This window comes from Flexivirga sp. (assembly GCF_035551235.1).
GTDB lineage: Bacteria > Actinomycetota > Actinomycetes > Actinomycetales > Dermatophilaceae > Flexivirga.
Genome location: NZ_DASZNO010000021.1, coordinates 217,390 through 242,552 on the forward strand (window position 1 = coordinate 217,390; position 25,163 = coordinate 242,552).

General features: G+C 67.8%; 25 protein-coding genes. 5 read left to right on the forward strand and 20 right to left on the reverse strand.

Annotated features, from left to right (window positions below):
* Positions 1-27: 27 nt before the first annotated feature.
* Positions 28-1,518, forward strand: coding sequence for an NAD-dependent succinate-semialdehyde dehydrogenase (locus VG502_RS06270; protein ID WP_325549167.1), 1,491 nt, complete (start codon positions 28-30; stop codon positions 1,516-1,518).
* Positions 1,519-1,529: 11 nt separating this feature from the next.
* On the opposite strand, the gene VG502_RS06275 is transcribed toward VG502_RS06270, so the two are convergent.
* Genes VG502_RS06275 through VG502_RS06290 form a run of 4 tightly spaced genes read right to left on the reverse strand, consistent with a single transcriptional unit; the run spans position 1,530 to position 5,963 of the window.
* Positions 1,530-2,225, reverse strand: a complete 696-nt coding sequence (locus VG502_RS06275) for a GntR family transcriptional regulator (RefSeq protein ID WP_325549168.1) — start codon at positions 2,223-2,225, stop codon at positions 1,530-1,532.
* A gap of 59 nt (positions 2,226-2,284) precedes the next feature.
* Positions 2,285-3,532 carry a M20 family metallopeptidase gene (locus VG502_RS06280; protein ID WP_325549169.1) on the reverse strand — a complete coding sequence of 416 codons (1,248 nt, stop codon included), beginning with the start codon at positions 3,530-3,532 and terminating at the stop codon, positions 2,285-2,287.
* Positions 3,529-4,737, reverse strand: a complete 1,209-nt coding sequence (locus VG502_RS06285; RefSeq protein ID WP_325549170.1) for an aminotransferase-like domain-containing protein — start codon at positions 4,735-4,737, stop codon at positions 3,529-3,531. Before VG502_RS06285 ends, VG502_RS06280 begins: the two co-directional genes overlap by 4 nt.
* 2 nt (positions 4,738-4,739) lie before the next feature.
* Positions 4,740-5,963, reverse strand: a complete 1,224-nt coding sequence (locus tag VG502_RS06290) for a M24 family metallopeptidase (protein WP_325549171.1) — start codon at positions 5,961-5,963, stop codon at positions 4,740-4,742.
* A gap of 64 nt (positions 5,964-6,027) precedes the next feature.
* Between VG502_RS06290 and VG502_RS06295 the strand changes: the two genes are divergently transcribed.
* From VG502_RS06295 to VG502_RS06305, 3 genes are read left to right on the forward strand one after another with little or no spacing between them, the layout of a single operon-like run.
* Positions 6,028-7,011, forward strand: coding sequence for a D-2-hydroxyacid dehydrogenase (locus VG502_RS06295; RefSeq protein WP_325549172.1), 984 nt, complete (start codon positions 6,028-6,030; stop codon positions 7,009-7,011).
* Positions 7,012-7,015: 4 nt separating this feature from the next.
* Positions 7,016-7,972 (forward strand): threonine/serine dehydratase family protein, encoded by a 957-nt coding sequence (locus VG502_RS06300; RefSeq protein WP_325549173.1) that lies wholly within the window; start codon positions 7,016-7,018, stop codon positions 7,970-7,972.
* 40 nt (positions 7,973-8,012) lie between these two features.
* Positions 8,013-8,795, forward strand: coding sequence for a DUF1206 domain-containing protein (locus VG502_RS06305; RefSeq protein ID WP_325549174.1), 783 nt, complete (start codon positions 8,013-8,015; stop codon positions 8,793-8,795).
* Positions 8,796-8,853: 58 nt separating this feature from the next.
* On the opposite strand, the gene VG502_RS06310 is transcribed toward VG502_RS06305, so the two are convergent.
* The 14 genes from VG502_RS06310 to iolC all read right to left on the reverse strand — a co-directional run bounded on the left by VG502_RS06310 (position 8,854) and on the right by iolC (position 22,534).
* On the reverse strand, positions 8,854-9,000 hold the full coding sequence (locus VG502_RS06310; protein WP_325549175.1) for a hypothetical protein: 147 nt from the start codon (positions 8,998-9,000) through the stop codon (positions 8,854-8,856).
* Between the two features lie 144 nt (positions 9,001-9,144).
* Entirely contained in the window at positions 9,145-9,495 is a 351-nt protein-coding gene (locus VG502_RS06315) for a DUF3817 domain-containing protein (RefSeq protein WP_325549176.1), read from the reverse strand.
* A gap of 64 nt (positions 9,496-9,559) precedes the next feature.
* A complete protein-coding gene (gene uvrB, locus VG502_RS06320; RefSeq protein WP_325549177.1) occupies positions 9,560-11,680 on the reverse strand; it encodes an excinuclease ABC subunit UvrB in 2,121 nt (706 codons plus the stop codon).
* Positions 11,681-11,739: 59 nt separating this feature from the next.
* Complete coding sequence (locus tag VG502_RS06325) at positions 11,740-12,750, reverse strand: sugar phosphate isomerase/epimerase family protein (protein ID WP_325549178.1); 1,011 nt, start codon at positions 12,748-12,750, stop codon at positions 11,740-11,742.
* A 166-nt stretch (positions 12,751-12,916) separates the two neighbouring features.
* Positions 12,917-13,189 (reverse strand): acylphosphatase, encoded by a 273-nt coding sequence (locus tag VG502_RS06330; protein ID WP_325549179.1) that lies wholly within the window; start codon positions 13,187-13,189, stop codon positions 12,917-12,919.
* Positions 13,190-13,257: 68 nt separating this feature from the next.
* Positions 13,258-14,685 (reverse strand): sugar porter family MFS transporter, encoded by a 1,428-nt coding sequence (locus VG502_RS06335; RefSeq protein ID WP_325549180.1) that lies wholly within the window; start codon positions 14,683-14,685, stop codon positions 13,258-13,260.
* 19 nt (positions 14,686-14,704) lie between these two features.
* Positions 14,705-15,067: a universal stress protein gene (locus VG502_RS06340; RefSeq protein ID WP_325549181.1), complete on the reverse strand. Its 363-nt coding sequence runs from the start codon at positions 15,065-15,067 to the stop codon at positions 14,705-14,707.
* A gap of 177 nt (positions 15,068-15,244) precedes the next feature.
* Positions 15,245-16,252 carry a Gfo/Idh/MocA family protein gene (locus VG502_RS06345; RefSeq protein WP_325549182.1) on the reverse strand — a complete coding sequence of 336 codons (1,008 nt, stop codon included), beginning with the start codon at positions 16,250-16,252 and terminating at the stop codon, positions 15,245-15,247.
* Positions 16,253-16,263: 11 nt separating this feature from the next.
* Positions 16,264-17,268, reverse strand: a complete 1,005-nt coding sequence (locus VG502_RS06350) for a Gfo/Idh/MocA family protein (protein WP_325549183.1) — start codon at positions 17,266-17,268, stop codon at positions 16,264-16,266.
* Positions 17,269-17,290: 22 nt separating this feature from the next.
* Positions 17,291-18,238, reverse strand: a complete 948-nt coding sequence (locus tag VG502_RS06355; protein ID WP_325549184.1) for a TIM barrel protein — start codon at positions 18,236-18,238, stop codon at positions 17,291-17,293.
* A gap of 18 nt (positions 18,239-18,256) precedes the next feature.
* Complete coding sequence (locus tag VG502_RS06360; protein ID WP_325549185.1) at positions 18,257-19,756, reverse strand: CoA-acylating methylmalonate-semialdehyde dehydrogenase; 1,500 nt, start codon at positions 19,754-19,756, stop codon at positions 18,257-18,259.
* On the reverse strand, positions 19,753-20,694 hold the full coding sequence (gene iolB / locus VG502_RS06365) for a 5-deoxy-glucuronate isomerase (RefSeq protein ID WP_325549186.1): 942 nt from the start codon (positions 20,692-20,694) through the stop codon (positions 19,753-19,755). Before iolB ends, VG502_RS06360 begins: the two co-directional genes overlap by 4 nt.
* Positions 20,691-21,575: a Cgl0159 family (beta/alpha)8-fold protein gene (locus VG502_RS06370; protein WP_325549340.1), complete on the reverse strand. Its 885-nt coding sequence runs from the start codon at positions 21,573-21,575 to the stop codon at positions 20,691-20,693. The genes iolB and VG502_RS06370 overlap by 4 nt, the downstream gene beginning before the upstream one ends.
* The gene (gene iolC / locus VG502_RS06375; RefSeq protein WP_325549187.1) at positions 21,575-22,534 is read right to left on the reverse strand and encodes a 5-dehydro-2-deoxygluconokinase; all 960 of its coding nucleotides are present in this window, start codon (positions 22,532-22,534) and stop codon (positions 21,575-21,577) included. The genes VG502_RS06370 and iolC overlap by 1 nt, the downstream gene beginning before the upstream one ends.
* A 167-nt stretch (positions 22,535-22,701) precedes the next feature.
* Between iolC and VG502_RS06380 the strand changes: the two genes are divergently transcribed.
* A complete protein-coding gene (locus tag VG502_RS06380) occupies positions 22,702-23,445 on the forward strand; it encodes a GntR family transcriptional regulator (protein ID WP_325549188.1) in 744 nt (247 codons plus the stop codon).
* Between the two features lie 19 nt (positions 23,446-23,464).
* On the opposite strand, the gene VG502_RS06385 is transcribed toward VG502_RS06380, so the two are convergent.
* Positions 23,465-24,334, reverse strand: coding sequence for a sugar phosphate isomerase/epimerase family protein (locus tag VG502_RS06385; protein ID WP_325549189.1), 870 nt, complete (start codon positions 24,332-24,334; stop codon positions 23,465-23,467).
* A gap of 91 nt (positions 24,335-24,425) precedes the next feature.
* Positions 24,426-25,160 (reverse strand): sulfite exporter TauE/SafE family protein, encoded by a 735-nt coding sequence (locus VG502_RS06390; RefSeq protein ID WP_325549190.1) that lies wholly within the window; start codon positions 25,158-25,160, stop codon positions 24,426-24,428.
* Positions 25,161-25,163 lie beyond the last annotated feature (3 nt).

Sequence of the window (25,163 nt, forward strand, 5' to 3'; positions counted from 1 at the left end):
TCAGACTAACTCGCTGGGAGAGCAGATATGAGCAATTCGAACGCCGCATCGACCACCGGATCCACCGACGCCGCACACGTCCTGGGCGCGGTCCCGACCGAGCTGTTGATCGACGGGAAATGGGTCCCCGCGACGGGGGACGCGACGTTCTCGGTGTCCGACCCGGCCACCGGCGAAGAGCTGGCGCAGGTCGCCGACGCGACGCCGGAGGACGGCCGGCGGGCACTCGACGCCGCGGTGGCCGCCCAACGCGAGTTCGCCGAGACCTCGCCGCGCGAGCGCTACGACATGCTGATGAAGGCGTTCGACCTGCTGACCGAGCGCATTGACGACCTCGCCCTGCTGATGACGCTCGAGATGGGCAAGCCGCTGGCCGAGTCACGCGGTGAGATCACGTATGCCGCGGAGTTCTTCCGGCACTTCGCCGGCGAGGCGTTGCGCATCGACGGCGGCTACCAGACCGCCCCGGCCGGTGGCGCGCGCTTCCTGGTGACCAAGCAGCCCGTCGGCCCCTGCCTGCTGATCACACCGTGGAACTTCCCGATGGCCATGGGTACGCGCAAGATCGGTCCGGCGATCGCCGCCGGGTGCACGAGCGTCGTGAAGCCCGCTGCCCAGACTCCGCTGTCGATGCTGGCGCTCGGCCAGATCCTGCTGGAGGCGGGCGTGCCCGCCGGCGTCGTCAACATCGTCACCTGCACCCGCGCCGGCGACGTGATGGAGCCGCTGATCAGGTCCGGCAAGGCACGCAAGCTGTCCTTCACCGGCTCGACAGCGGTCGGCAAGGTCCTGCTCGCGCAGTGCGCCGACAACGTGATGCGCACCTCGATGGAGCTGGGCGGCAACGCGCCGTTCCTGGTCTTCGAGGACGCCGACCTCGACGAGGCCGTCACCGGTGCGATGGCGGCGAAGATGCGCAACATGGGCGAGGCGTGCACCGCGGCCAACCGCATCTACGTCCACCGCAGTGTCGCGGAGGACTTCGCCGAGCGGCTCGCAGCGGCCATGGGCGCCCTGCAGGTCGGTCCCGGCGTCGCGGACGGCACGCAGGTCGGCCCCTTGATCGACGACGCCGGACGATCGAAGGTCGTCGAGCTGGTCGCCGACGCGACGGAGCGCGGCGCCCGGGTCCTGACCGGCGGCGAAGCACCCGAGGGAGCCGGATTCTTCTATCCCCCAACGGTTCTGCTCGACGTCCCCGGCGATGCGCGGATGGCGAGGGAGGAGATCTTCGGCCCGGTGGCGTCGATCATCCCGTTCGACGAGGAGGAGGAAGTGATCGCGGCCGCCAACGACACGCCATACGGACTGGTCTCCTACGTCTTCACCAACGACCTGCGTCGAGCGCTGCGGGTGGCCGAGAAGATCGAGTCCGGCATGGTCGGGCTCAACCAGGGTGTCGTGTCGAACCCGGCGGCGCCGTTCGGCGGCATCAAGGAGTCCGGGCTGGGTCGTGAGGGCGGCAGCACCGGCATCGACGAGTTCCTCGAGGTGAAGTACATCGGGATCAGCGTCTGACGCCGGCTCCCTCAGCTCGCCGGCGGCTGCTCCTCCTCCTCGTGGATCAGCCGCCGGACCGCGTCGGCCATGTGCAACTGCAACAACCTGTCGGTCTCGGCCGGGTCGCGCTCGATGAACGACCGTGCAATGGCCCGGTGCTCGGCGACGCGGGTGTCATCGCCGTCGTAGGTCGGGTCGAGCGCGTGGATGCCCATGCGGGTCTCGGTCAGCAGGGTGCGGTGCATCCGGGACAGGCGCGGGCTGCCGGCGAACCCGACCAGCACATCGTGGAAGGCGATGTCGGCCTCTCCGACACCGCTTCGATCGTCGACCTCGGCGGTGGCACTCATCGCGTCGGTGATCTTCAGCAGCTCGGCGCCGGCCTCCTCCGGTGTGCCGAGGTGGATCTGCTCGGCGGCGGCGCGTTCGACGGCGGACCGGGCGACATACATGTCGCGCACCCGGTCCGGCGTCATCTCGATGACGAAGAGCCCTCGGTTGCGGATGGACAGCAGCAAGCCTTCCTGCGTGAGCCGCTGCAATCCCTCACGCAGCGGACCGCGACTGACGCCGAGTTGTCGGGCGAGTTCCGCTTCGCCCAGCTGTGCGCCGGGCGGGAGATCCCCACGCTCGAGCGCACCGCGGACACTGTCGGCGATCATCGCCGCGGTGGACTTCCGCATCACCGGTTTGAGGGGGCGGCGTTCCGTCCCGGCGCTCGTCATCGTGTTCGTCTCCTTGCCTGGCCGATCCGCAGACTACTCGCTGGTATGGCGCCCGCCCGTCACACCGGCGCTGCCTGCGCCGCGAGCAGCCGCGCGGCCACACGCACGTAGGTCTGCGCCGCCGTGACCAGCTCGGCGATCGACACCGATTCGTCGGGCCGATGTGCCTGGTCATTGACCGAACCGGGACCCAGCACCACTGTCGGCACACCGAAGTCGCGGCTGACGAAACCGCCGTCGCAGGCGGCGGTCCAGCCGCCCGGCGGCAACCCCGGACCGCCGGACTCGGCGAGTGCGAGGTCGACGGCCGCTGCGAAACCGTCGCCTGCCGGCGTCTCGAAGCCCGGCATACTCATCGGCATCCTGACGTCGGCGTGCAGGTCGTCCCGGTCCAGGCCTAGTGCGTCGATCCGTGCGATCACCGCCGCGAGAACGGCATCGGGATCCTCACCGGGCAACAGCCTCCGGTCAGCCTGGACCCGGCAGGTCGCCGGCACGATCGCGGTCCCCTGCCCGCCGGTCACGATGCCGACGCTCCAGGTGGCCGGCCCGACGAGCGGGTGCGGCTTCTTGGCGTGCTCGTCGTTCCAGGAACGCAATGACTCGATCACCCGCGCGGCGCCGTAGATCGCGTTGCGTCCGTCCGACGGGCGGCCGGCGTGGGCCGCCTGCCCGTGCACGGTGATGTCGAGGTAGCAGTCGCCGCGCGCGGCGACGATCGTCTGCAGGTCGGTCGGCTCGGCCGTGATGCAGCCGACGTATGCCGGCGGCTCGTCCTGCATGAAGCGACGTATGCCGAGGCCGCCCTCCTCCTCGTCGACCACGGCGGCCAGCTCGATCCGGCCGGAGAGCGCTGTGCCGGTCGCGGCCGCCGCACGCTGCACGGCATCCATCGCCACCACGCTCGCGGCCAGCCCCCCGAGCATGTCGCTGGTCCCGCGGCCGAAGATCCGGCCGTCGCGCACGAGCCCGCCGAACGGCTCGCCCGTCCAGCCGTCCCCCACCGGAACCACGTCGGTGTGCCCGAGCAGCAGCAACCGTGGACCGCCGCCACCGGTCGTCGTGGCACTGACGTTGTCGCGCCCGTCGGCCGCGCTCGTCGTGCGCACGGTGAGGTCGCGAGCGCGGCAGGCCGCGACGAGCGCGCTGACCCGCGCGGCCTCTTCACCCGGCGGGTTCTCGCCGGGGCAGCGCACGAACTCCTGCGTCAACGCGACCAGGTCGGCCTCCATGATCAGCTTGAGTGCGGCTGCCTCCAGTCGCGAAACCTGTTGTGTTGTCACGGAATCGGTCATGGAATCGGTCACGATGACGATCCAGCCCGATCGACCGCCCGTGCCAGCCGCGCGACTCCCTCACGGATCCGGTCCGGAGTGGACGAGGCGAAGCACAGGCGCAGCGCGTTCGGGAAGAACTTGCTCGGCGAGAAGGCGTTGCCCGGGATGAACGCGACCCCCTCGGCGAGCGCGGTCTCGAAGAGCGCCTCCGTGTCGACCGTCTGGTCGAACGTGACCCACAGGAAGAAGCCACCTTCCGGATCCGTCCAGCGCGCCCAGTCCCCGAGGTGCTTCGCCAGCGCCTCCTGCATCGCGATCTTCCGCTCGCGGTATGCCGCCTGCTGGGTGGTCAGGTGCTCGCGCAGGTGCCCGCCCTCGAGGAAGGCGGCGATCAGGCGCTGCAACGGCAGGTTGGTGCAGGTGTCCATCGCCTGCTTGGCATTGATCAACAGCTGTTGCAGCGACGGGTCGGCGTCGACCCAGCCGACCCGCAGGCCGGGCGCCATGATCTTGGAGAAGGTTCGCACCGACAGCACCAGCGGGTCGCCGTCCGCGAGCTCGTGCAGTGAGGCCACGTCGTCGCCCGCGAAACGCAGTCGACCGTAGGGGTCGTCGTCGATGAGCAGGCTCCCCCACCGCTGGGTGAGCTCGATCAGCCGGTGCCGTCGCTCGATCGACATCGAGGCGCCGGACGGGTTCTGGAAGGTGGGTATGGCGTAGATCGCCTTCGGCGCCCGGCCCGCCTGCTCGACCATCTGCTCGAGCCGATCCACCTGCATGCCGTCGTCGTCCACCGGGACCTCGAGCAGTTGCGCCTGGTAGGACATCGCCGTCGCCGAACCGTTGGTGTAGGTCGGTGACTCGACGACGACCAGGTCGCCCGGATCGACGAAGAGCTTGAAGGCCAGGTCGAGACCCTGCATCCCTCCGGCGGTGATCAGCAGCCGCTCCGGCGTGGTCCGGTCGGTCGTGCCGTCGAGCTCCGCGAGCAGCGCTTCGCGCAACCGCGGATCACCCTCGCTCGCGCCGTAGTCGTAGGCGTCCGGGCGACCGAGCTCGGACTTCGCGAGCTCGCCCAGCACCTGGGACGGCACCGCTTCCGCAGCGGGGCTGCCCATCGCGAAGCGCACGATGTCGTGTTGCTGCTTCGCGAGCAGCGACGTGCTCGAGTCGATCACCGAGCCCACCAGGTCGGTGGTGCGGGAGGCCAGGGGTAGCCGGGTCTGCTGCGTCATACTCACTCCTTCGCTGTCAGTCCACGGGGAACATCGGTCAACAGGTCCGGACCGTACGGCCCGATCAGCATCGATTCCGAGGTCTCGTAGCCCCAGCCGTCCATCCACATGCCGAGGATGACGTGGAACGCCATGTTCTCCTCGATGACGGTCTCGTCCTCGGGTCGCACGCTCATGGTGCGCTCGCCCCAGTCGGGCGGGTAGCCGATGCCGATCGAGTAGCCGATGCGCGACTCCTTGGTCAGGCCGTACTTGCCGATCGTTTGGGCGAATTCGCGGTGCACGTCGCAGGTCCGGTTGCCGGGACGCATCTTCTCCAGCAGTGCCGCCATACCCTCGTTGGTCGCGTCGGCACACTCGACCAGCTTCCGCGGCGCCTTGCCGAGCACGACCGTGCGGGCCAGCGGTGCGTGATAGCGATGGAAGACGCCGGCGAGCTCGATGGTCGTCGCCTCGCCCTTCTGCAGCGGCAGATCACTCCACGTCAGGTGCGGCGTCCCCGCCGTCTCACCGGTCGGGAGCATCGGCACGATCGCCGGGTAGTCACCGCCCAGCTTGTGCGCGCCGAGTGCCTGTGCGTGCTGGATCTCGGCGACGACGTCGCACTGCCGCCGGCCCGGTTCGAGCTCGCGCAGCGCGGTCTCCATCACCCGTTGCGCGATCTTGCCCGCGGTGTGCAGCTTCTCGCGTTCCAGCGGCGACTTGGTCACTCGCACCCAGTTGACCAGCTCGTTGCTGTCGACCAGTGCCGAGCACTTCAGTCCGGACTGGATGGCCAGATAGCTGCGCACCGAGAAGAAATGCGCGTCGAGTTCGGCGGCGACATACGCACCGACCTCGTCCACGAGCACCCCGATCTCCATCGCGCGCTCCACGACCCAGTCGAAGGGATGTGCATCCGGCCGGTTGACCAGGTAGTCGGGGTAGCCGTGGATGCGGTCGACCGGCAGGAACGCGGTGTAGTGCGCCCCGGCAGCATCCATCGTCCGGGTGAACAGGTGGCAATCACCCTCCACCGGGACGATCAGGCACTGCGGCATGTAGAAGGACCACGCGTTGTAGCCCGTCAGGTAGTAGATGTTCGCGGGGTCCGCGACGATCAGCGAACTGATCGAACGCTCCGCCATACGCTGCTGAACGGCGACGAGTCGCGTCAGGTATTCCTGCTCCGGGAACGGCCGGGAGCGAAGGCCACTGAGAGTGGCGTCGGAGGCAATCTGGGTCACGTGATCATGGTGCATCCAGAAACGATTGTTGACAATCGGACACGGCCACCTTTTTAGTGGCGGGGTGAGCACTTCTCCCCCCGTCATCACCGTCCTCGTCTCGGACACCGGCCCACGCCCGACCGGATTGGAGGTCCTCGAGCCCCGGGCGACGTTGCGTTACACGGACGCGGCCGGGCTCGGCGACGCCGTGCAGGGCGCCGACGCGCTCCTGCTCTGGGACTTCTTCTCCTCCGCCGTCGAAGGTGTATGGCGACGGTGCGACACGCTGCAGTGGATCCACGTCGCAGCGGCCGGCGTCGACAAGCTGCTGTTCCCGGAGCTGCGCGCGTCCGACGTGGTCGTGACCAACGCCCGTGGGACGTTCGACCGGCCGATCGCCGAGTTCGTGCTCGCGTCGGTGCTGGCGCACCTGAAGTTGATGCGGGAAGGGCAGGAACTGCAGCGCGAACACGTATGGCGGCACCGGGAGACCCTGCCGTTGCGGGGTCGCAGCGCTCTGGTCGTCGGGGCCGGCAACATCGGCCGGGAGATCGGGCGTCTCCTGCGCGCGGTCGACGTGGAGGTGACCGGGGCGGGTCGGTCGGCACGGACCGGGGATCCGGACTTCGGCACCGTCATCGCCAGCTCGGACCTGCCGGCTGAGGTGGGTGCGTTCGATTTCGTCATCAACGTGACGCCGTTGACCGATGCGACTCGAAACCTGTTCGACCGCAAGGTTTTTGCCGCGATGAAGCCCTCGGCATACTTCGTCAACGTGGGGCGTGGCGCGAGCGTCGTCGAGGACGATCTACTGGACGCGCTCCGTGCCGGAGAGCTGGCCGGGGCAGCACTCGATGTGTTCGAGACCGAGCCACTGCCCGCTGATTCGCCACTGTGGGACGAACCGCGGCTGGCGATCTCGCCGCACCTGTCCGGCGACTCGGCCGGGTGGCTCGACACCCTGGCCGGGCAGTTCGTCGACCTGGCGCAGCTCTGGCTGGACGGCGAGCCGCTGCCGCATCCCGTCGACAAGCAGCTGGGCTTCGTCCGCAGCGCCGGGAGCTGAGCCGATGGCCGACGCACCACTGCCCGGCATCGACGAGATCCGCGCCGCCGCCGTGCGCATCGGACCGCACATCCGCCATACGAGCACCCCTCGCAGCGACCACCTCAGCGCGATGACCGGCGGTGAGGTCCACCTGAAGCTGGAGATCGAACAACCCACCGGAAGCTTCAAGGTGCGCGGTGCGTGCAATGCGATCCTGTCCGCCACCGAGCGGGGCCACCTGCCCGGGGTGACGACCGCGTCGACCGGCAATCATGCGCGCGCCGTCGCATACATGGGCGGCCGCTTCGGGCTGCCGGTGAGCGCGTTCCTCGCCGAGTCGGTGCCGGCATACCGGGCTCGGGCTCTGGAGGAACTCGGTGCCACCGTCGACCGGAACAGCCGCGATCAGGGTGAGGCCATCGCCGCTGCCCGAGAGCAGGCGACCGAGCGCGGCTACGCGTTCGTGCCACCGTTCGATCACCCCGACGTCATCAGCGGCCAGGGCACGATCGGTCTCGAGCTGTGTGCCGATCTCGCCGACCTCGATGCGGTGGTGGTGCCGGTGTCCGGCGGCGGGCTGATCAGCGGAATCGGGTTGGCGATCAAGGCGATCCGGCCCGAGACGCTGGTGATCGGCGTCTGCGCGGAGCGGGCCGACGCGATGCTGCGGTCACTCGACGCCGGTCACCCGGTGCCGGTCCCCGAGGTCGACACGCTCGCCACCTCGTTGCTCGGTGACCTGGGTGCGGACAATCGCTACACGTTCCGCGCGGCGGGCCGGGTCGTCGACGAGATCAGCTCGGTCAGCGAGCAGCAGCTGCAGGACGCACTCGACGTGCTGGCGACTCAGGACGGTCTTGTGGTGGAGGGCGCGGCGGCCGCGGCCGTGGCGTACCTTCGTGCGACAGCGGCTCGCTGGCGCGGCAAGCGGGTGGCGGCGCTTGTCACCGGGAACACCGTGGACCCCGGAAATTCCTGAGCTCCACACCTACGACCAGCGGAGTGTGGGACTCTCGGTCGTGGACACCCGCGACATCAAGGAGACCGCCGATCAGGCGGGCGATTCCGCACCCGTCGAGTGGGGAGCACGGCTCGGCTTCGTGGTGAGCGGCGTGCTGCACCTGCTCATCGCCTGGATCGCATTCAAGGTCGCGTGGTCGTCCAGCCGCGGCAGCGCCAGCCAGTCCGGCGCGCTGGCCACCCTGGCGCACAGCCCGGGCGGTCCACTCCTGCTGTGGGTCGTATTTGCCGGCTTCGCGCTGCTCGCCATCTGGCAACTCGCCCAGGTCGTTCGGACCGGCTCACTGCAGGACCGTCTGCAAGCAGCCGGCCAGACCGTCGTCTTCCTCGCCCTCGGCTGGACGGCCTTCAAATTCGCGATCGGTTCGCCCACGTCGAGCGACGGCCGGACGAAGGACTTCACCGCGTCGCTGATACACCATCCCGGCGGTCGGCTCGCCGTGGCGGCGATCGGGCTGGCAGTGATCGTCGTCGGTGGCTATCACGTCTACAAGGGATGGCGGAAGCGATTCCTTGAAGACCTCCAAGAACATCCGGGCAATACACTCGTCCAGGTGGCCCGGGTGGGATATGTCGGCAAAGGCGTGGCGTTGTTCCTCGTAGGAATACTTTTCCTTGTCGCCGCCGTCCGCAACGCTCCGTCGAAGGCAACCGGACTGGACGGCGGCCTTCGGACGCTGCGCGACGCACCGGCCGGCGCCTGGCTGCTGAGCGCGGTCGCCGCGGGGATTGCGGCGTACGGGGTGTTCGCACTCGCGCGCACTCGATATGCGCGGACCTGACGACAGAGTTGCGGCCCGCCGTGACCGGTTCCGATCACGGCGGGCCGCACATTCGCGCTCAGTAGATACGTCGTCGGGATCCCCCGATCGGGACGAGGTTGAGCACCAGGCCGACGACGAGAAGAACGACGCCGATCCATAGCAAGATCTTGAGGCTGGAGACGAGCAGGCCCAAGATGATCAGCACAATTCCAAGGACAACCATGACGACTCCTTTGAGTGATGGAAAGGCGAGTATGGCGGCAAAGATGTCAGTCGTTCGACATTTTGCTCGCGATTCACATCACGTTTCAGTCACCCGTCCGAACATTCCTCGACCGGGAAGTGTGGACGGCGGAGCAGCCCGAGTTCAGCCCTGGCGCACGAGTGCACCGCGACGTTCGGCCCGGCGCTCGAACCACACGGTCATGAGCGGCGGGATGCTGCTGAACAGACCGAGCAGTGATTCCTTCGCGGACCACTTGTGGCTCACCGACACGGCGATGAGGCTGACGACATACAGGATGAAGATCGTGCCGTGGATGGGCCCGAAGATACGCACGCCGAGGTCGCCGGTCTGCAGGATCCACTTGAAGAACATGCCGATCAGCAGGCCGATCCAGGACACGGCTTCGGCGAATGCGGTGATCTTGAAGGCCAGGGCGGGCTTGCTGGTGGTGACGCTCGCGGCGGCGGCGTTCTCGTCGAGAGTGGTGACCATGGCGCACATGCTACGTGACGTAGTAGACCCGGCCGATCACCGCATCAGTGGGCCGCGGGAGTTGTCACTTCGTCGCGGCCTGCATCTGCCGTAGCTCCTTCTTGAGGTCGCCCAGCTCGTCGCGCAGCCGCGCCGCCAGCTCGAAGTGCAGGTCGGCAGCCGCCTGGTGCATCTGCTCGGTCAGCTCCTGGATCAGCCCCGCCAGGTCGGACGCGGGCAGACCGGAGATCCGGGCGGCGCCGGCGACCTCGGCATCGCCTGCGACCGCACCGCGCAGGCCGCGCTTGCCACGACCGTCGGACTTACCGCGGGACTGCGCCCGACCGCTGCCCATCAATGCGTCGGTGTCGGCATCCTCGCGCTGCAGCATGTCGGTGATGTCGGCGATCTTCTTGCGCAGCGGTGTCGGGTCGACTCCCGCTTCCTTGTTGTAGGCGATCTGCTTCTCCCGGCGACGCCCGGTCTCGTCGATCGCCTCCTGCATGGAGGGCGTGATCTTGTCGGCATACATGTGCACCTGGCCGGACACGTTGCGTGCCGCGCGACCGATGGTCTGGATGAGCGACCGCGCCGACCGCAGGAAGCCCTCCTTGTCGGCGTCCAGGATGCTGACGAGCGACACCTCGGGTAGGTCGAGGCCCTCACGCAGCAGGTTGATGCCAACGAGCACATCGAACTCGCCGAGTCGCAACTCACGCAGCAGCTCGACGCGGCGCAGGGTGTCGACCTCCGAATGCAGGTAACGGACGCGAACGCCCTTCTCCAGCAGGTAGTCGGTGAGGTCCTCGGCCATCTTCTTGGTGAGCGTGGTGACGAGGACCCGCTCGTCGCGCTCGGTGCGCTGGTTGATCTCGTGCAGCAGGTCGTCGATCTGACCCTTGGTCGGCTTCAGCACGATCTCCGGGTCGACCAGGCCGGTCGGTCGGATCACCTGCTCGACGAAACCGTCGGACTTGGCCAGCTCGTAGTCACCCGGGGTCGCCGACAGGTAGACCGTCTGGCCGATGCGCTCGAGGAACTCCTCCCACTTCAGCGGCCGGTTGTCCATGGCACTGGGCAGCCGGAAGCCGTGGTCGACCAGCATCCGCTTGCGGGACATGTCGCCTTCGTACATCGCACCGATCTGCGGCACCGTCTGGTGCGACTCGTCGATGACGAGCAGGAAGTCCTCGGGGAAGTAGTCGAGCAGGCAGTTGGGGGCCGTGCCCGGGCCGCGGCCGTCGATGTGCCGCGAGTAGTTCTCGATGCCGGAGCAGGCGCCCACCTGGCGCATCATCTCGATGTCGTAGGTCGTGCGCATCCGCAGCCGCTGGGCCTCCAGCAGCTTGCCCTGCTTCTCCAACGTGCCGAGTCGGTCTTCGAGCTCGGCCTCGATCGAGTTGATCGCCCGCTCCATCCGCTCGGGTCCGGCCACGTAGTGCGAGGCGGGGAAGACGTACATCTCCTGCTCCTCGCGCACGATCTCGCCGGTCAGCGGATGGAGGGTGTAGATGCGCTCGATCTCGTCACCGAAGAACTCGATGCGGATCGCCAGCTCCTCGTAGACCGGGATGATCTCGACGGTGTCGCCGCGCACGCGGAAGGTGCCGCGAGTGAAGGCCAGGTCGTTGCGGGTGTATTGCATCTGCACGAACTTGCGCAGCAGGTCGTCCCGATCGATCTGCGCACCGACCTTGAGCGCCTGCATGCGGTCGACGTACTCCTGGGGCGTGCCAAGGCCGTAGATGCACGACACCGAGGCGACCACGATGACGTCGCGGCGGGTCAGCAGCGAGTTGGTCGCACTGTGCCGCAGCCGCTCGACCTCGTCGTTGATCGACGAGTCCTTCTCGATGTAGGTGTCGGTCTGCGGGATGTAGGCCTCGGGCTGGTAGTAGTCGTAGTAGGAGACGAAGTACTCGACCGCGTTGTTGGGCAGCAGCTCCCGGAACTCGTTGGCCAGCTGCGCCGCCAGCGTCTTGTTGGGCGCCATCACCAGCGTGGGGCGCTGCACCTGCTCGATCAGCCATGCGGTCGTCGCGGACTTGCCGGTGCCGGTCGCACCGAGCAGCACGGTGTCCTTGTCCCCCGCCTTCACCCGGCGCGCCAGATCGGCGATGGCCGTGGGCTGGTCACCGCTCGGGGAGTACTCGGAAACGACCTCGAACGGCGCGACACGGCGCTGCAGGTCAGTTGTCGGACGCATACGTCAACGGTAAACGCCACCACCGACAGCGGTTGTTCCCGTGGCCGATCAGGCCCGAGTCAGCGAAGGGACGGTTGCAGTGCCGCGTCGGCGGCCTTGAGTACTTCGGCGGCGACGGCGACGCCCTCGACCCGGTCGAGTTCGGTGTCCTCGTGCTCGATGTTCACCCACATGTCCGGGTCGACGTCATACAGGGCACGCAGGAACCCGGTCCAGTAGCCGACATCGTGACCCTTGCCCAGCGCCACGAAGTCCCAGGCCGACGGCTTCGGCCACTCGTTCGCCCATTCGTCGCCGCCGAGGTTGGTCCGTGGCTCGTCCGGCGAGAGCCGACGGAAGCTGTTGTCCAGGACGCCGTTCAGCGCGACGGTGTCCGGGTTGATCCGGACGTCCTTGGCCGCCGCATGGAAGACGAGCTCGCCGAGCTCCCGCACGACCTGCACGGGGTCCATCTGCTGCCAGAAGAGGTGGGACGCGTCGAGCTCCACACCCACGTTCGTCGCGTGCGTCAGCTCGATCAGCTGGTGGACACTGGCGCAGTTGAAGACGACGTTCTGCGGATGCAGCTCCAGGGCGACCTTGACGCCGTGGGCACGAGCCAGACGGTCGGTCTCCCGCCAGAAGTCGGCAACGATCTGCCACTGGTGGTCGAGGACGTCCAACGCGGCCGAATTCCACGCGTTGACGATCCAGTTCGGCGTCATCGAGCTCGCGGAGTCGCCGGGATTGCCGGACATCGCGACGACCCGGTCCTGGCCCAGGCGTTCGGCGAGCCGGATCGAGCGCCGGACGTCCTCGGCATGCTTGAGACCGATGACCGGGTTCGGGTGGAGTGGGTTGCCGTTGCAGTTGAGACCGGCGATCTGGACGCCCGTGCCCTCGAACACGCCCAGGAAGTCGTCGCGCGCGGCATCACTGACGAGGATCTGGTCGATGTCCGGTACATGTACGGGTGGGAGGAATCCGCCGGTGTTGAGCTCGATGCCGGTCAGTCCGAGATCGGCGATCACGCCGATGGCGTCGGCCAGCGGCCGGTCGTGCAGGATGGCGTTGTAGAGACCGAGCTTCACGAAGTTCTCCTTGTATGTCGTGGGGTTGGATCAGAGCGTCACGGTTGTCGGCGATCATCACCAGACGGCCACCCTGATCTCAGATGTCATCCGCCGGCAGCACTGAGTTGCATTAATGTCTTGTCGATCGAATGTCCGGCAATTCCAGAATCAGTACGTTCCGACGTCAACGGACATCGAAACCCTCGCAGTGCTGTATGGCGCCCTCGCGCACATCGACGTCATCGACGCGGGCATGCCGAGGGCCCTCGTGGCACCAGTCGATCAGTGCGACGACGGCATCGGCGTCACCTTCGAAGTGACCGATGACCTTCCCGTCCGGGGCGTTGCGCACCCAGCCGGCCACCGAAAGGCGCCGGGCCTCCTGCACGCAGGAGGCCCGGAAGAAGACGCCTTGAACGCGCCCACTGATGGTGACGTCGACGGCTCGCGCAGTCATGTCTTCAGGATGCTGCACGAAGCGCCTCCGCGCACAATGACGCCGCACGATGACGGCGCGCTGTGCGGTCAGCGGAAGTCGCCGGCCGAGAACGCCTCCTCGAGTGACTCCAACGAGCGATCGCTGGTGTTGGGCAGGAACTTGCGCAGGAAGGCGATCGCGACAAGGCCGAGCGCGAAGAAGATGAGGAACATGCCCTGTATGCCGGCGGCGCTCACGATGACCGGGAAGAGGAACGTGATGATCGCGTTCACGATCCACAGCACGAGCACGCTGACACCCATCCCGAAACCACGTATGGCGAGCGGGAACAGCTCGGACAGGCACACCCAGACGGGTACGTTGAGTGCGGTCTGCATGAAGAAGACGAACGTCACGCAGAGGACCAGGATCACGTAGGCCTTGGCGGTGCCGTGCGGCAGCACGGTCGCCGCGATCGTGATCAGACCGTGCACGGTCGTGGTCGCCACGAAGCCGAAGATGATCAGCTTGCGGCGCGGCACCCGGTCGATGACCACGAACAGGCACAACGCCGAGCCGACCACCGCGAGCACGCCATTGGCTATGTTGGCGATGATCGCAGCCCGCGACGAGAAGCCTGCGTCCTGCAGCAATTGCGTGCCGTAGTACATGACCGAGTTGATGCCGGTCAGCTGCTGCGCGGCGGCCAGCCCGCATCCGACCAGGACGATGCGTCGGATCCAGGGAACCCCGAGGTCGCTCCAGCCACCTGTCTGGGCGGCCTCCTCCTCCTCCGCGAGGATCTCCACCTCCCGCATCTCCGCTGCGGCCCGGTCCTCGGTGCGCACCTGCATGAGCACGGCCAGTGCGTCATCGGTCCGCCCCTTCGAGATCAGCCACCGGGGCGACTCCGGCATACGGAGCATCCCGACGAAAAGGCAGACGGCGGGTATGGCGCAGACGAGCAGCATGTACCGCCATACACCGTGGTGCTCGCCCCAGAGGTTCGCGATGATCGCGTTGACCACGAACGCGAGCAACTGACCGACGACGATCGCGAGCTCGTTGCGTCCACTGAGCGTGCCGCGCCGCTCGGTCGGCGCCAGCTCGGACAGGTAGACCGGCACGGTCACCGACGCAGCGCCGACCGCCAGGCCGAGCACGAACCGCGACGTCAGCAGCACCGCAAGACCCGGCGCCAACACGCAGCCCAGGGTGCCGACGAAGAACACCACCGCGACCATGGTGAGCGTCCGCTTGCGACCCTGGCGGTCGTTCAGCCGGCCGCCGAGCATCGCTCCGAGGGCGGCTCCGATCAGCAGCGATGCCGTCACCAGCCCTTCGGTGACCGAGGTCAGTCCGAGGTCCTTCTTCATCGGATCCAGCGCGCCGTTGATGACGCCGGTGTCGTACCCGAAGAGCAGCCCACCGAAGGTTGCGACGATGGCGATCAGATCGAGTCGGCGCTGGTGGGGCCCGGGGCGCAAGGCGGGCAGCTCCGGCGCGGTCGGCAGTTGGGCGGGTCTATTGGTCATCGTGCGGTCCTTCACGGGTTCAGGCGTTGGGTCGTTTGACGGCGAGCACGGGCACCTCGGCCTCGAGAATGAGGCGCTGACTGGTGCTGCCGAGGATGAATTTGCCGACCGGGCTGCGACGCGCTACGCCGATGACCAGCCGATCGACGTCGGGACGCGCTCGAAGTGCCTGCAGCACCGTGTCCGCCGGATCGCGATCACCGCGACCCTTGCGCCCGACGACTTCGCAGCTCATGCCCTCCGGGACGACGCCCAGGTCGACCGCACCGAGGGTCAGGTTGACGACGACGAGGCCGGTCTTCCGCTCGGCCGCCTCGCGGACCGCGGCGTCGAACGCACGCGCTCCCTCTTCACTGTCGGGGACGGCAACCATGACTGTCATCAGCGCTCCTCACTGCAGATGCCGGCGCCGCCGCCGGCGTGATGCAGCCCACACAACCGCATGGCTCACCACCATGTCAATAGGTTGTCCGAATGTTCGTACATAACTTCAACGGCGTTCGGGGCATGACGAAGCGCCCCAACCCGTCTGATGAAACAGGTTGGGGCGCAACAGTTCTCAGCCGACGTTGGCGATCTCCACAAGATCGACAGGACGCCGCTCGCGACGCGAGATGTCGCAGGCTTCCGCGATCCGCGCTGCCTGCAGTGCATCCGCGATGGTGCACGGCGACTCCGCCCGACCGCGCGCCACGTCCACGAACCTCGTCAGCTCCGCGCGGTATGCCGGCAGGAAACGTTCCATGAAGGACCATTTCTGCGGTCCGGCCGGCCAGGCGACGCCCGCTTCCGCCGAACGCATCGCCAGGCTGTCGTCGACGCCGACACCGACCGTGCCCGCGCTACCCATGACCTCCATCCGGACGTCATGCCCGCCGCCGTTGTAACGGGTCGCCGACGCGACCACGAGCGTGTCGTCGTCGAGGGTCAGCACCGCCGCGGCGGTGTCGACGTCGTCGGCATCGGTGAAGAAGTCGGCACCCTTGTTGGCGCCGACGCCATACACCCGCGTCACCTCGCCACCGGTGACGAATCGCAAGATGTCGAAGTCGTGCACCGAGCAGTCGCGGAACAGGCCACCCGAGGTCGGCAGGTAGGCAGCCGGCGGGGGCGACTGGTCGTGGGTGTTGACGCGCACGGTATGGACGAAGCCGAGCTCGCCCGCGTCGACCGCTCGCTTCGCCTCCCGGTAACCGGCGTCGAACCTGCGCTGGAAGCCGATCTGAGCGGGCGCGTCGACCGCCCGCTCGAGGCGCACCAGGTCGATCGACTCCTCCAGCGTGCCGGCGACCGGCTTCTCGCAGAAGGTCGGCAGATCGGCCCGGAGCGCCGCGCGCAGCAGCGTCGCGTGGGCCGAGGTCGCAGCCGTGATGACCAGCCCGTCGATTCCGGACGCGATCAGCTCATCCACCGAATCGACTGCGCGCACGTCGAGTTCGGCCGCCACCTGCCGTGCCGTGTCCGGGTGCGCGTCGGCGAGCACGACCTCGTCGACCGCATCCAGCCCGGCGAGGGTGGCGGCGTGGAAGGCACCGATCCGGCCGCTGCCGGCAACACCGATCCGCATGTGTGCTCCTCTCAGCTGTAGAACGCCGGCTGCTCGATCAGGTCGACGGCGATCGGGCCGTCGTCGGTCAGGGCGCGGACCGCCGCGTCGCACACGCAGGCGGCCGCATAGCCGTCCCAACTGGTCGACCCGGTGTGCTCGCCCCGTGCCACCGCCGAGATCCACTCCTGGACCTCGGTGACGAACGCCGCGCCGAATCGCTCGTTGTGATCCATCGTGAGCAGGTGCGAACGACCGATCGCGCCGGTCCGCTCGACCAGCTGTTGATCCGACAGCCGTACCGTGCCGCTCTCGGACACGACCTCGCACTGGATGTCGTACGCGTGCTGGTTGTTGACGAAGATCTCGACGTCGATCCAGACGCCGGACGCACTGCTGAGGATCAGCACCAGCGGGTCCTGCAGGTGCGGGAAGCGGTGGCGGGTCCGCTTCGGCTTGTCCACCCGCACGGAGGCGATCTCCTCGCCGAGCAGCCAACGCATCGTGTCGATGTCATGGATGCCGGTGTCGTTGATCGCCATGTCCCAGGTGTAGCGCTCGGGCACCGTCGGGTTGCGGTGCCGGCTGTGCATGATGAGGGGCTCGCCGATCTCACCGGAGTCGACGATCGCCTTCAGCTGCCGGTATGACGGATCGAACCGGCGCATGAAGCCCACCGTCACCAGCCGGCGACCGGCCTCCTGCTCCGCCTGCAGGATCTCCAGGCACTCCGACGCCGTCGGGGCCAGCGGCTTTTCGCAGAAGACCGGCTTACCGGCCCGGATCGCGGCGAGCACGTCGTCCCGGTGTGCGGGGCCGTAGCTGCAGATCATCACGGCGTCGACCGCGTCCGACGCAATCAGTTCGGCCGAGGACGCGAAGACCTTCGCGCCGATTCCCTCGGCCACACGCTGCGCGTTGCCCGGGTCGATGTCGCTCACCGCGACCACCTCGCCGCTGGCGATCACCGTGCGAATCCGTTCGATGTGCGCCCGGCCCATGCCGCCGGGGCCGATCATGCCGATACGAACAGTCATTTCCATTGTCTCCGTTCGGGATTCAGAGTTGTCCGAGGCCGTGCTGGGCGAGGAACTCGCGGGTGCGGATCGCGTTGGGCAGCGGGTAGGACGGGTCACAGGGGTACATGTCCTCCTCGCAGATGCAGTAGAGCGGCTTGTCGAGATCCGCGAGCGCCCCGATCACCGTCGGCATGTCCGGTTCACCTGCCGGAGGCGCCACCGACGCCTTCTTGCCCACCGCCTCGCCGAAGCTCCAGTCCTCTTCGTGTGCCGCGCGCACGATCGCCGGATCCATCGCCTTGATGTGGACGTACGAGATCCGGTCCGGGTACGTGCGGATCAGGTCGACGTTGTCCCCACCGCCGTAGACGATGTGCCCGGTGTCCAGGCAGAAGCCGACGTATGCCGGGTCGGTCGCCCGGAAGATCCGGTCGATGTCCTCGCGCGTCTCGATGTGGGAGTCGCCGTGCGGGTGCAACACCATCTGCAGCCCGTAGTCCTCTTTCATGATCCGGCCGAGCCGGTTGGCGTTGGCGATGTAGAGATCCCACGCCGCGCCGGTCAGCGTCCGCTCGTCGGTGAATTCGCCGGTGTGCTCGTCACGGAACATCGGCGGCAGGTGGACGACGTACTCCGCACCGACTGCCGCGTGGGTCTCGCCGATCGCGCGGAACGTGCGCTCGGTGTCGGCCCAGGCGTCCTGCTTGTGCAGGATGCCCCACCCGGTGCCGGCGACCACGCGCATTCCGCGCGCATCCATCTCGGCCCGCAGTTGCTTCGGGTCGGTCGGGAAGTAACCGAACGGCCCGGTCTCGAGGACCGAGAAACCGGCCTCGGCCATCTCGTCCAGCGCCGTCTGCCACGGGATCTGCTTCGGGTCGTCCGGGAACCAGACGCCCCACTGGTCGGGGCAGACACCGACGGTCAGCTTGCGGTAGCGCGGGTCCGGGTTCACGGACTTGTCGGTCGCGGAGGGAGAAGTGGTCATGAGTGTGGTCCTTCGAGGTCAGTCGTTCTGGGGGAAGCCGAGGTTGAGCCCGCCGTGGCTGGGGTCGAGCCAACGGGCGGTCACGGCCTTGGTCTTGGTGAAGAAGTGGACGCCGTGCATGCCGTGCGCATGGGTGTCGCCGAACAGGCTGCTCTTCCAGCCCCCGAAGGAGTGGTAGGCCATCGGCGTCGGGATGGGTACGTTGATGCCGACCATGCCGACCTGCACCTCGCTCTGGAAGCGGCGAGCCGCTCCCCCGTCGTTGGTGAAGATCGTCGTGCCGTTGCCGAACGGGTTGTCGTTGATCAGCTGCAGCGCGGCGTCGAAGCCCGGCACTCGCAGCACCGAGAGCACCGGCCCGAAGATCTCGTCCCGGTAGATCGACATCTCAGGTGTGACCTTGTCGAAAAGGGTTGGCAACAGGAAGAATCCGTCGCTGCTGCCGCCGACCCACTCACCGTTTCGGCCGTCCACGACGAGTTCGGCACCGGCCGCCTCCCCCGCCGCGACATACCCGGTGACCTTGTCGAGGTGGTCCTTGGTGACCAGCGGGCCCATGTCGACGCCGTCCTGATTGCCCTCACCGGTGGTGAGCCGCGCCATCCGCTCGGTGATCTTGCCCACCAGTTCGTCGGCGATCGCATCCACCGCCAGCACGGCCGAGATCGCCATACAGCGTTCGCCGGCGGCGCCGAAACCGGCGTTCACGGCGGCGTCCGCCGCGAGGTCGAGGTCCGCGTCGGGAAGGACGAGCATGTGGTTCTTCGCGCCACCCAGTGCCTGCACCCGCTTGCCGGCCTGCACGCCGCGCTCGTAGACGTACCGCGCGATGGGCGTCGAGCCGACGAACGACACCGAGGCGACCTTGGGGTTGTCGAGCAGGGCGTCAACTGCTTCCTTGTCGCCATGGACGACGTTGATGACGCCGTCCGGCAGGCCGGCCTCGGACCACAGCTCGGCGATCTGGTTGACGGCGGTGGGGTCCTTCTCGCTGGGCTTGATGACGACGGCGTTGCCGGTGGCGATGGCGACCGGCACGAACCACAGCGGCACCATGGCCGGGAAGTTGAACGGACTGATGACCGCGGCGACACCCAATGGCTGGCGCAAGGAGTACGCGTCGACCTCGGTGGAGACGTTCTCGTTGAAGCCGCCCTGGGTGATACTGCCGATGCCGCAAGCGAATTCGACGACTTCGAGACCGCGGTTGATCTCGCCGACGGCGTCCGCGAAGGTCTTGCCGTGCTCGGCGACGATGGTGCGCGCGATGTCCTCCTTGTGCGCGTCGAGCAGCTCGCGGAAGCGGAAGAGGATCTTGGTGCGCTTGGCGATGGAGAGGCGGCCCCACTCCTTCGCTGCGGTGGCGGCGGTCTCGACGACTTCGTCGACCAGCTGCTTGTCGGCCAGGTCGAGGGCGCCCGTGACCTCGCCGGTGGCCGGGTTGTAGATCTCGGAGGTGCGGTCGGCGACACCGTCCCAGGGCTTGTTCCCGATCAGGTGGGTGATGCGTGTGGTCATGTCCGTGGGGTTCCTTCGTGGTGGTCGATGGTCTGATGGTCTTCGGAGGGGAACGGCAGCCGTGGGTCCAGCGGCTCGTTCTCCCAGGTATGGCGCACCCAGCCGTGCGCCGGGTCGTCGCAGATGAGCCAGACCCGTTCGGCGCCGGGGCCGGCCATGACATTGAGGTAGTAGAGGTGGTACCCGGGCGGTGCCATCGCCGGGCCGTGCCAGCCGTGTGGCACCAGCACGACGTCCCCACTGCGCACCTGGGCGCGCACGTCGATCGGGCGTGCGTCGGTGCCGGAGATGCAGCAGTAGCCCATCGCGTCGGCGCCCTCGGGCGCACCGGGCACGGGCTCCAGTTCGAAGTAGTAGATCTCCTCCAGCTCCGACTCGACACCGGGCCGGTGCTCGTCGTGCTTGTGCGGAGGGTACGAGCTCCAGTTGCCCGCCGGCGTGATGACTTCGCAGGCGATGATCGAGCTCGCCTGCAACGCGTCCGGTGTGCCGAAGTTCTGCACCTGGCGTGAGCACTGCCCGGCTCCGCGCAGTTCGACCGGCACGTCGGCCGCCCGGACGACGGAGAACGGGACGTCCGCCGTTGCCGGCGCGAAGCACAGCGCGACCCGCACCGTACCGGTGGCACGCACGGTGAGCGTGGTGTTGCGCGGCACGTAGGCGCAGTCCGCCGCACCGGCGAAGACCGAGGCCCGGCCGGTGAGTGTCCCGGCGTCGTTGCCTGCGGTCACCTCGACCGACCCGCCCCCGGACAGCGGCAGCACGATGTACTCGTCCGATCCCGTGTCGACAGTGCGGGATTCGCCCGCGGCGAGTTCTGCGACGAGGAGCCCGGTGTGTCGCCACCTGTCGCCGTCCGGACGGATCGCGACATCGTATTCGTTGTCGGTGGCGGTCCCGGCCGGCCGGACCCAGTCGGCGTCGTCGGAAGCCGTCATGAGCGGATTCCTCCATGCACCAGCTCGGCCGCAACATCCACGGCCCCCGCCACATCGCCGTCCGGCGGGTAGAGCAACGCTCGTCCGATGACCAACCCGGCCGCGGTCGGTGCCTTGAGCGCACGCCCCCAAGTCGCATAGACGTCCTGCGGGTTGCCCGTGGGGTCTCCGCCGAGCAGCAGCACCGGCAGCGTCGTCGATTCGAGCACGCGGTCCATGTCGTCGACGACGGGCACCTTCAGCCAGGTGTATGCCGAGGTCGCGCCGAGCCCGGAGGCCACCTGCATCGACCGGATCACCGAGTCGGGGTCCAGCTGGTTACGCACCCGGCCGTCGACACCGACGGACCAGAACGGCTCCACCATCGCCATCGTCTCGTGCGCGGCGAGCTCGGTGACGTTGCGGGCGCACTGTTCGAGGGTGGCGACCGTGCCCGGGTCGTCCAGGCAGATGCGGGTGAGCATCTTGCCGCCGTCCAGTCCGCGATCGGCGATGTCCTGCGCCGTGTATGCCGTCAGGCGGTCGTCGAGCTCGAACGTCGCACCCTGGAGGCCGCCGCGGTTCATCGAGCCGATGACCAGCTTCTCCTCGAGGAGGCCGGCGAGCAGCAGATCCTCCAGGACGTCGGGAGTCCCGAGCACACCGTCGACCCCCGGACGGGCCAAGGCGATGGCGAGACGTTCGAGCACGTCGGGACGCGATGACATCGCAGTCGGCTCGTCCCGCACGCCGAGCGCGCCACGAGCCATGTGGTCCGCCGCGACGATGAGAATCTTGTCGTCACCGTCCAGCAGGGGCCGCCGTCGGCGCGTCGCCCAGGCGGCTGCGACCGCCGAGGGGTCACGGCGCCGCACGTCGGCGAGATGTGCAGTGTCGATCATCATGAGGCACTCCTGGTGACGAGGAAGTCGTTGAGTTCATTGGGGGTCGGCATCGCCGAGCTGCACTCCAGCCGAGCGGCGACGATGGCGCCCGCGGCATTCGCGCGACTGACGGTTTCGGCGAGCGGGCGGCCTTCGAGCAGGCCGGCACAGAAGGCACCACCGAACGCGTCGCCGGCGCCCAGCCCGTTGACGACGTCGACGGGCGTCGGTGGGATCACGTGGGATTCGTCGGCCGTCGCCACGAGCACGCCCTTCGGACCCTGCTTGACGACCGCGACGCGGATACCGCGCTCGAGCAGTGCGCGTGCGGCGCGCTCCGGCTCGGTCTCTCCGACGGCGACCTCGCACTCCTCCCGGTTGCCGATCGCGATGGTGCACTGCGCCAGGGCCTCCTCGGCCGCCTTCCGTGCGGTCGTCGGTGAGTCCCAGAACATCGCGCGGTAGTCGAGATCGATGACGGTGTGGTCGGCCCGTCCACGCACTTCCCAGGCCCGCAGATGTGCGTCCCTGCTGGGCTGCGTCGACAGGCCGGTGAGGGTGGACCAGTAGATGCGCGCATCACGGACGGCGTCCACGGGAATCTCGTCCGCTTCGATGCACAGATCGGGTGCGACCGGGAATCGGTAGAAGTAGAGCGGAAACTCGTCCGGCGGGAACATCTCGCAGAACGTGACCGGCGTTGGCAACCCCGGCACCGCAGTGACATAGGAGTCGTCGACGCCGAAGCCCTGCAGGCTCCGGTGCACGAACCGGCCGAACGGATCGTCGCCGGTTCGGGTGATCACGGCCGAACGCCATCCCAGTCGCGATGCCGCGACGGCGACGTTGGTCGCGCTGCCACCGAGGAACTTGCCGAAGGTCTCGACGTCCTCGAGGCCGACGCCCACCTGGTGTGGGTAGATGTCGACGCCCACGCGTCCGATGGTCAACACATCGGGGGTTTCGCTCGCGGACATACGTTGTGACCCTTCTCTGAAAGCGGTTGAGGACGTGGTCGGGAACCGATCCGGGGAACGTGTGGACGTTCGCATCGATCCAACCGCGCCGGCATGCATCACGTCAAGTATTTGTCCTGACATTCTTACGTTCGAATTATCGATGAATCGTCCAGTAGGCTGCGCATATGTCAGCTCAACTGTCGATCCAGATCGACCGCAGCAGTCCCGTGCCGCTCTATTACCAACTGGCCGAACAGCTGACCGCGGCGATCGACTCGCAGGTGCTCAAGCCCGGTGACGCCCTCGAGAACGAACTCTCCCTCGCGGAGCGTCTCAACCTGTCACGCCCGACGGTGCGCCGCGCCATCGCCGAGCTCGTCGAGCGCGGGCAACTCGCTCGCCGGCGCGGCATCGGCACCACGGTGGCCAGCCCGATCGTGCATCGGCGCGATGAGCTGACCAGCCTGCACGACGATCTGCAGCGTGCCGGCCGCGATCCCCGCACCGACGTGCTGACGCTCGACACCGCCGCACACGACGAGGAAGTGGCCCAGATCCTGGGCCTGGACGCCGAGACGCCACTGGTCTTCATCGAGCGGCTGCGGTATGCCGGCAACGAGCCGCTCGCGGTGCTGCACAACTGGCTGCAGCCCGCGTTCGCCGACCTCACCGAGGATCAGCTGAAGAGCGACGGCCTCTACGAGATCCTGCGGCATCGCGGGGTGCGCCCGGCCGTGGCGCAGCAGACCATCGGCGCGCGCAGCGCCCGGGCCACGGAGCGCCGCTTGCTCGGCATACCCAAGACGTTGCCCGTGCTGACCATGACGCGCCGCGCGTATGACGCGGACGGCAAGCCGGTGGAGTACGGCGACCACTGCTACCGCGCCGACAGTTACGCCTTTGACATCACCGTGCACGAGCGGCACTGACACCACCGACCCCCAGGAGTCAGCGGCGCGCGATGCGCTCCTGCATGGTCGCGAGCTGGTACTTGCTCACGGCGCGGTTGTCCTCGTCCTCGGCGAACACGCTGCTCACCATGACCGTGTCGTCGCGGTCGTAGAAACCGATCTCCCGCAGACCGTCGAAGAAGTCGTCCCAGTCGACATCCCCGTCGCCGATCTTCAGATGCTGATGCACCCGGGCGGGGCTACCCGGCGGGTTCGTGATGTAGCGCAGGCCGTGGCTGCGGCGGTGATCCATCGAGTCGGCCACGTGCACGAGCCGGAGGCGGTCGCCGGCCGCACGCATGATCTCCCGGAGGTTGCCGCCCATGTGGAAGGTGTGGCAGGCGACATACACCATCCCGATGCGGTCGCTGTTCAGCCCGCGAATCACCCGCAGCGCTTCCAGGCCGTCCTCGACGAAGTCGTCCGGATGCGGATCGATGCGGACATCCAGTCCCTCGCGCTCGATGATCGGCAACAGCTCCTCCATCGAGCGGTAGAAGGCAGCCTCGCTCTCCTCCGCCCGCTCCGGCCGCCCGGAGAACTCCGTATTGATCACCTGGCAGCCGAGATCGACGGTCACCTGGATGATGCGCTTCCAGTTGCGCACCGCAGCCTCGCGCTGCGGCTCGTCCGGCCATGACCAGCGCTGCACCGGAAGCACCGACGCGATGCCGACCCCCGCGTCATCGCACGCCTTGCGCAGCTGTCGGATGAGCGCGTCGTCGGCCTTGGGGTGCCGGAAGAACGGGATCAGGTCGGGGTGTGGGGTCAGCTGGATGTGCTCGTAGCCGCATTCGGCGACGATGCGGGGAAAGTCCAGCAGCCCGGCGTCGTGATGGAACGGCGTCGGGTCGAGCGCGATCTTCATCGGGATGTCCCTTTCGTATGGCGTGCCGACAAGTCTTCCCGCGCGGCTGGTCGACGTCAAGCAATTGTCCGCACATTCATACATATGCCCATCATGCGAACAGCAGGTACGCCCCGGACAGGCCGGCGACGACGAGAACCACACTCTCGAAGAGCGCCTGCGAGATCCGGGACAGCGTCCACCGGCCGACCAACGCACCGACGACGACCGCTGGAATCAGCATGAGACACAGGAGGATTCGCTGCGGCCGAAGCAGCCCGAGGCCAATGCTGATCGGCAGCTTCGTGGCGTTGACACAGGCGAAGAACCACGCGGTGGTGCCGACGAACCGCGCGACCTCGAGGCGGGACCGCAGCAGGTACAGCGACATCACCGGACCGCCCGCGTTGGCCACCATCGTGGTGAATCCGGCGAGCGAACCGAAGCCGACGGCGGCCGGGCGACCGCCGTTCACGGCGTCCCCGCTGCCCGGAGCGAAACGCCGACGCACCTGCAGGAGCGTCATCGCGACGACGACCAGACCGATCAGCGGGCGGAGCCAGTCGGTGGGCGCGAGCGCCAGGAAGGCTGCCCCAGCGCCGATGCCGACCGTGACCGGCAGCAGCAGGCCGCGCAGCGTGGCCCAGTCCGCGTGCCGCCGGTAGATGCACACGGCGAGCACATCGCCGGCCATGAGCAGCACGAGCAGCACACCGATGGACTCACGGACCGGAAGCACCACGGCGTACAGCACGACCGCAAGGGTCGACACACCGGACACGGCCGTCTTGGAGAAGCCGACGATCGCTGCGCCGAGCACCAGGGCGAGAAGTTCGGCGGCGCTCATCGC

What these genes read in the sequence shown, in the direction of transcription:
- VG502_RS06385 (WP_325549189.1), bottom strand. Translation starts at nt 24,334, where the DNA reads ATGAAGATCGCGCTCGACCCGACGCCGTTCCATCACGACGCCGGGCTG.
- VG502_RS06270 (WP_325549167.1), top strand. Translation starts at nt 28, where the DNA reads ATGAGCAATTCGAACGCCGCATCGACCACCGGATCCACCGACGCCGCA.
- VG502_RS06330 (WP_325549179.1), bottom strand. Translation starts at nt 13,189, where the DNA reads ATGACTGCGCGAGCCGTCGACGTCACCATCAGTGGGCGCGTTCAAGGC.
- VG502_RS06285 (WP_325549170.1), bottom strand. Translation starts at nt 4,737, where the DNA reads ATGACGCAGCAGACCCGGCTACCCCTGGCCTCCCGCACCACCGACCTG.
- VG502_RS06355 (WP_325549184.1), bottom strand. Translation starts at nt 18,238, where the DNA reads ATGACCACTTCTCCCTCCGCGACCGACAAGTCCGTGAACCCGGACCCG.
- VG502_RS06360 (WP_325549185.1), bottom strand. Translation starts at nt 19,756, where the DNA reads ATGACCACACGCATCACCCACCTGATCGGGAACAAGCCCTGGGACGGT.
- VG502_RS06340 (WP_325549181.1), bottom strand. Translation starts at nt 15,067, where the DNA reads ATGACAGTCATGGTTGCCGTCCCCGACAGTGAAGAGGGAGCGCGTGCG.
- iolB (WP_325549186.1), bottom strand. Translation starts at nt 20,694, where the DNA reads ATGACGGCTTCCGACGACGCCGACTGGGTCCGGCCGGCCGGGACCGCC.
- iolC (WP_325549187.1), bottom strand. Translation starts at nt 22,534, where the DNA reads ATGTCCGCGAGCGAAACCCCCGATGTGTTGACCATCGGACGCGTGGGC.
- VG502_RS06315 (WP_325549176.1), bottom strand. Translation starts at nt 9,495, where the DNA reads ATGGTCACCACTCTCGACGAGAACGCCGCCGCCGCGAGCGTCACCACC.
- VG502_RS06380 (WP_325549188.1), top strand. Translation starts at nt 22,702, where the DNA reads ATGTCAGCTCAACTGTCGATCCAGATCGACCGCAGCAGTCCCGTGCCG.
- VG502_RS06390 (WP_325549190.1), bottom strand. Translation starts at nt 25,160, where the DNA reads ATGAGCGCCGCCGAACTTCTCGCCCTGGTGCTCGGCGCAGCGATCGTC.
- VG502_RS06275 (WP_325549168.1), bottom strand. Translation starts at nt 2,225, where the DNA reads ATGACGAGCGCCGGGACGGAACGCCGCCCCCTCAAACCGGTGATGCGG.
- VG502_RS06335 (WP_325549180.1), bottom strand. Translation starts at nt 14,685, where the DNA reads ATGACCAATAGACCCGCCCAACTGCCGACCGCGCCGGAGCTGCCCGCC.
- VG502_RS06300 (WP_325549173.1), top strand. Translation starts at nt 7,016, where the DNA reads ATGGCCGACGCACCACTGCCCGGCATCGACGAGATCCGCGCCGCCGCC.
- VG502_RS06370 (WP_325549340.1), bottom strand. Translation starts at nt 21,575, where the DNA reads ATGATCGACACTGCACATCTCGCCGACGTGCGGCGCCGTGACCCCTCG.
- VG502_RS06350 (WP_325549183.1), bottom strand. Translation starts at nt 17,268, where the DNA reads ATGACTGTTCGTATCGGCATGATCGGCCCCGGCGGCATGGGCCGGGCG.
- uvrB (WP_325549177.1), bottom strand. Translation starts at nt 11,680, where the DNA reads ATGCGTCCGACAACTGACCTGCAGCGCCGTGTCGCGCCGTTCGAGGTC.
- VG502_RS06310 (WP_325549175.1), bottom strand. Translation starts at nt 9,000, where the DNA reads ATGGTTGTCCTTGGAATTGTGCTGATCATCTTGGGCCTGCTCGTCTCC.
- VG502_RS06345 (WP_325549182.1), bottom strand. Translation starts at nt 16,252, where the DNA reads ATGCGGATCGGTGTTGCCGGCAGCGGCCGGATCGGTGCCTTCCACGCC.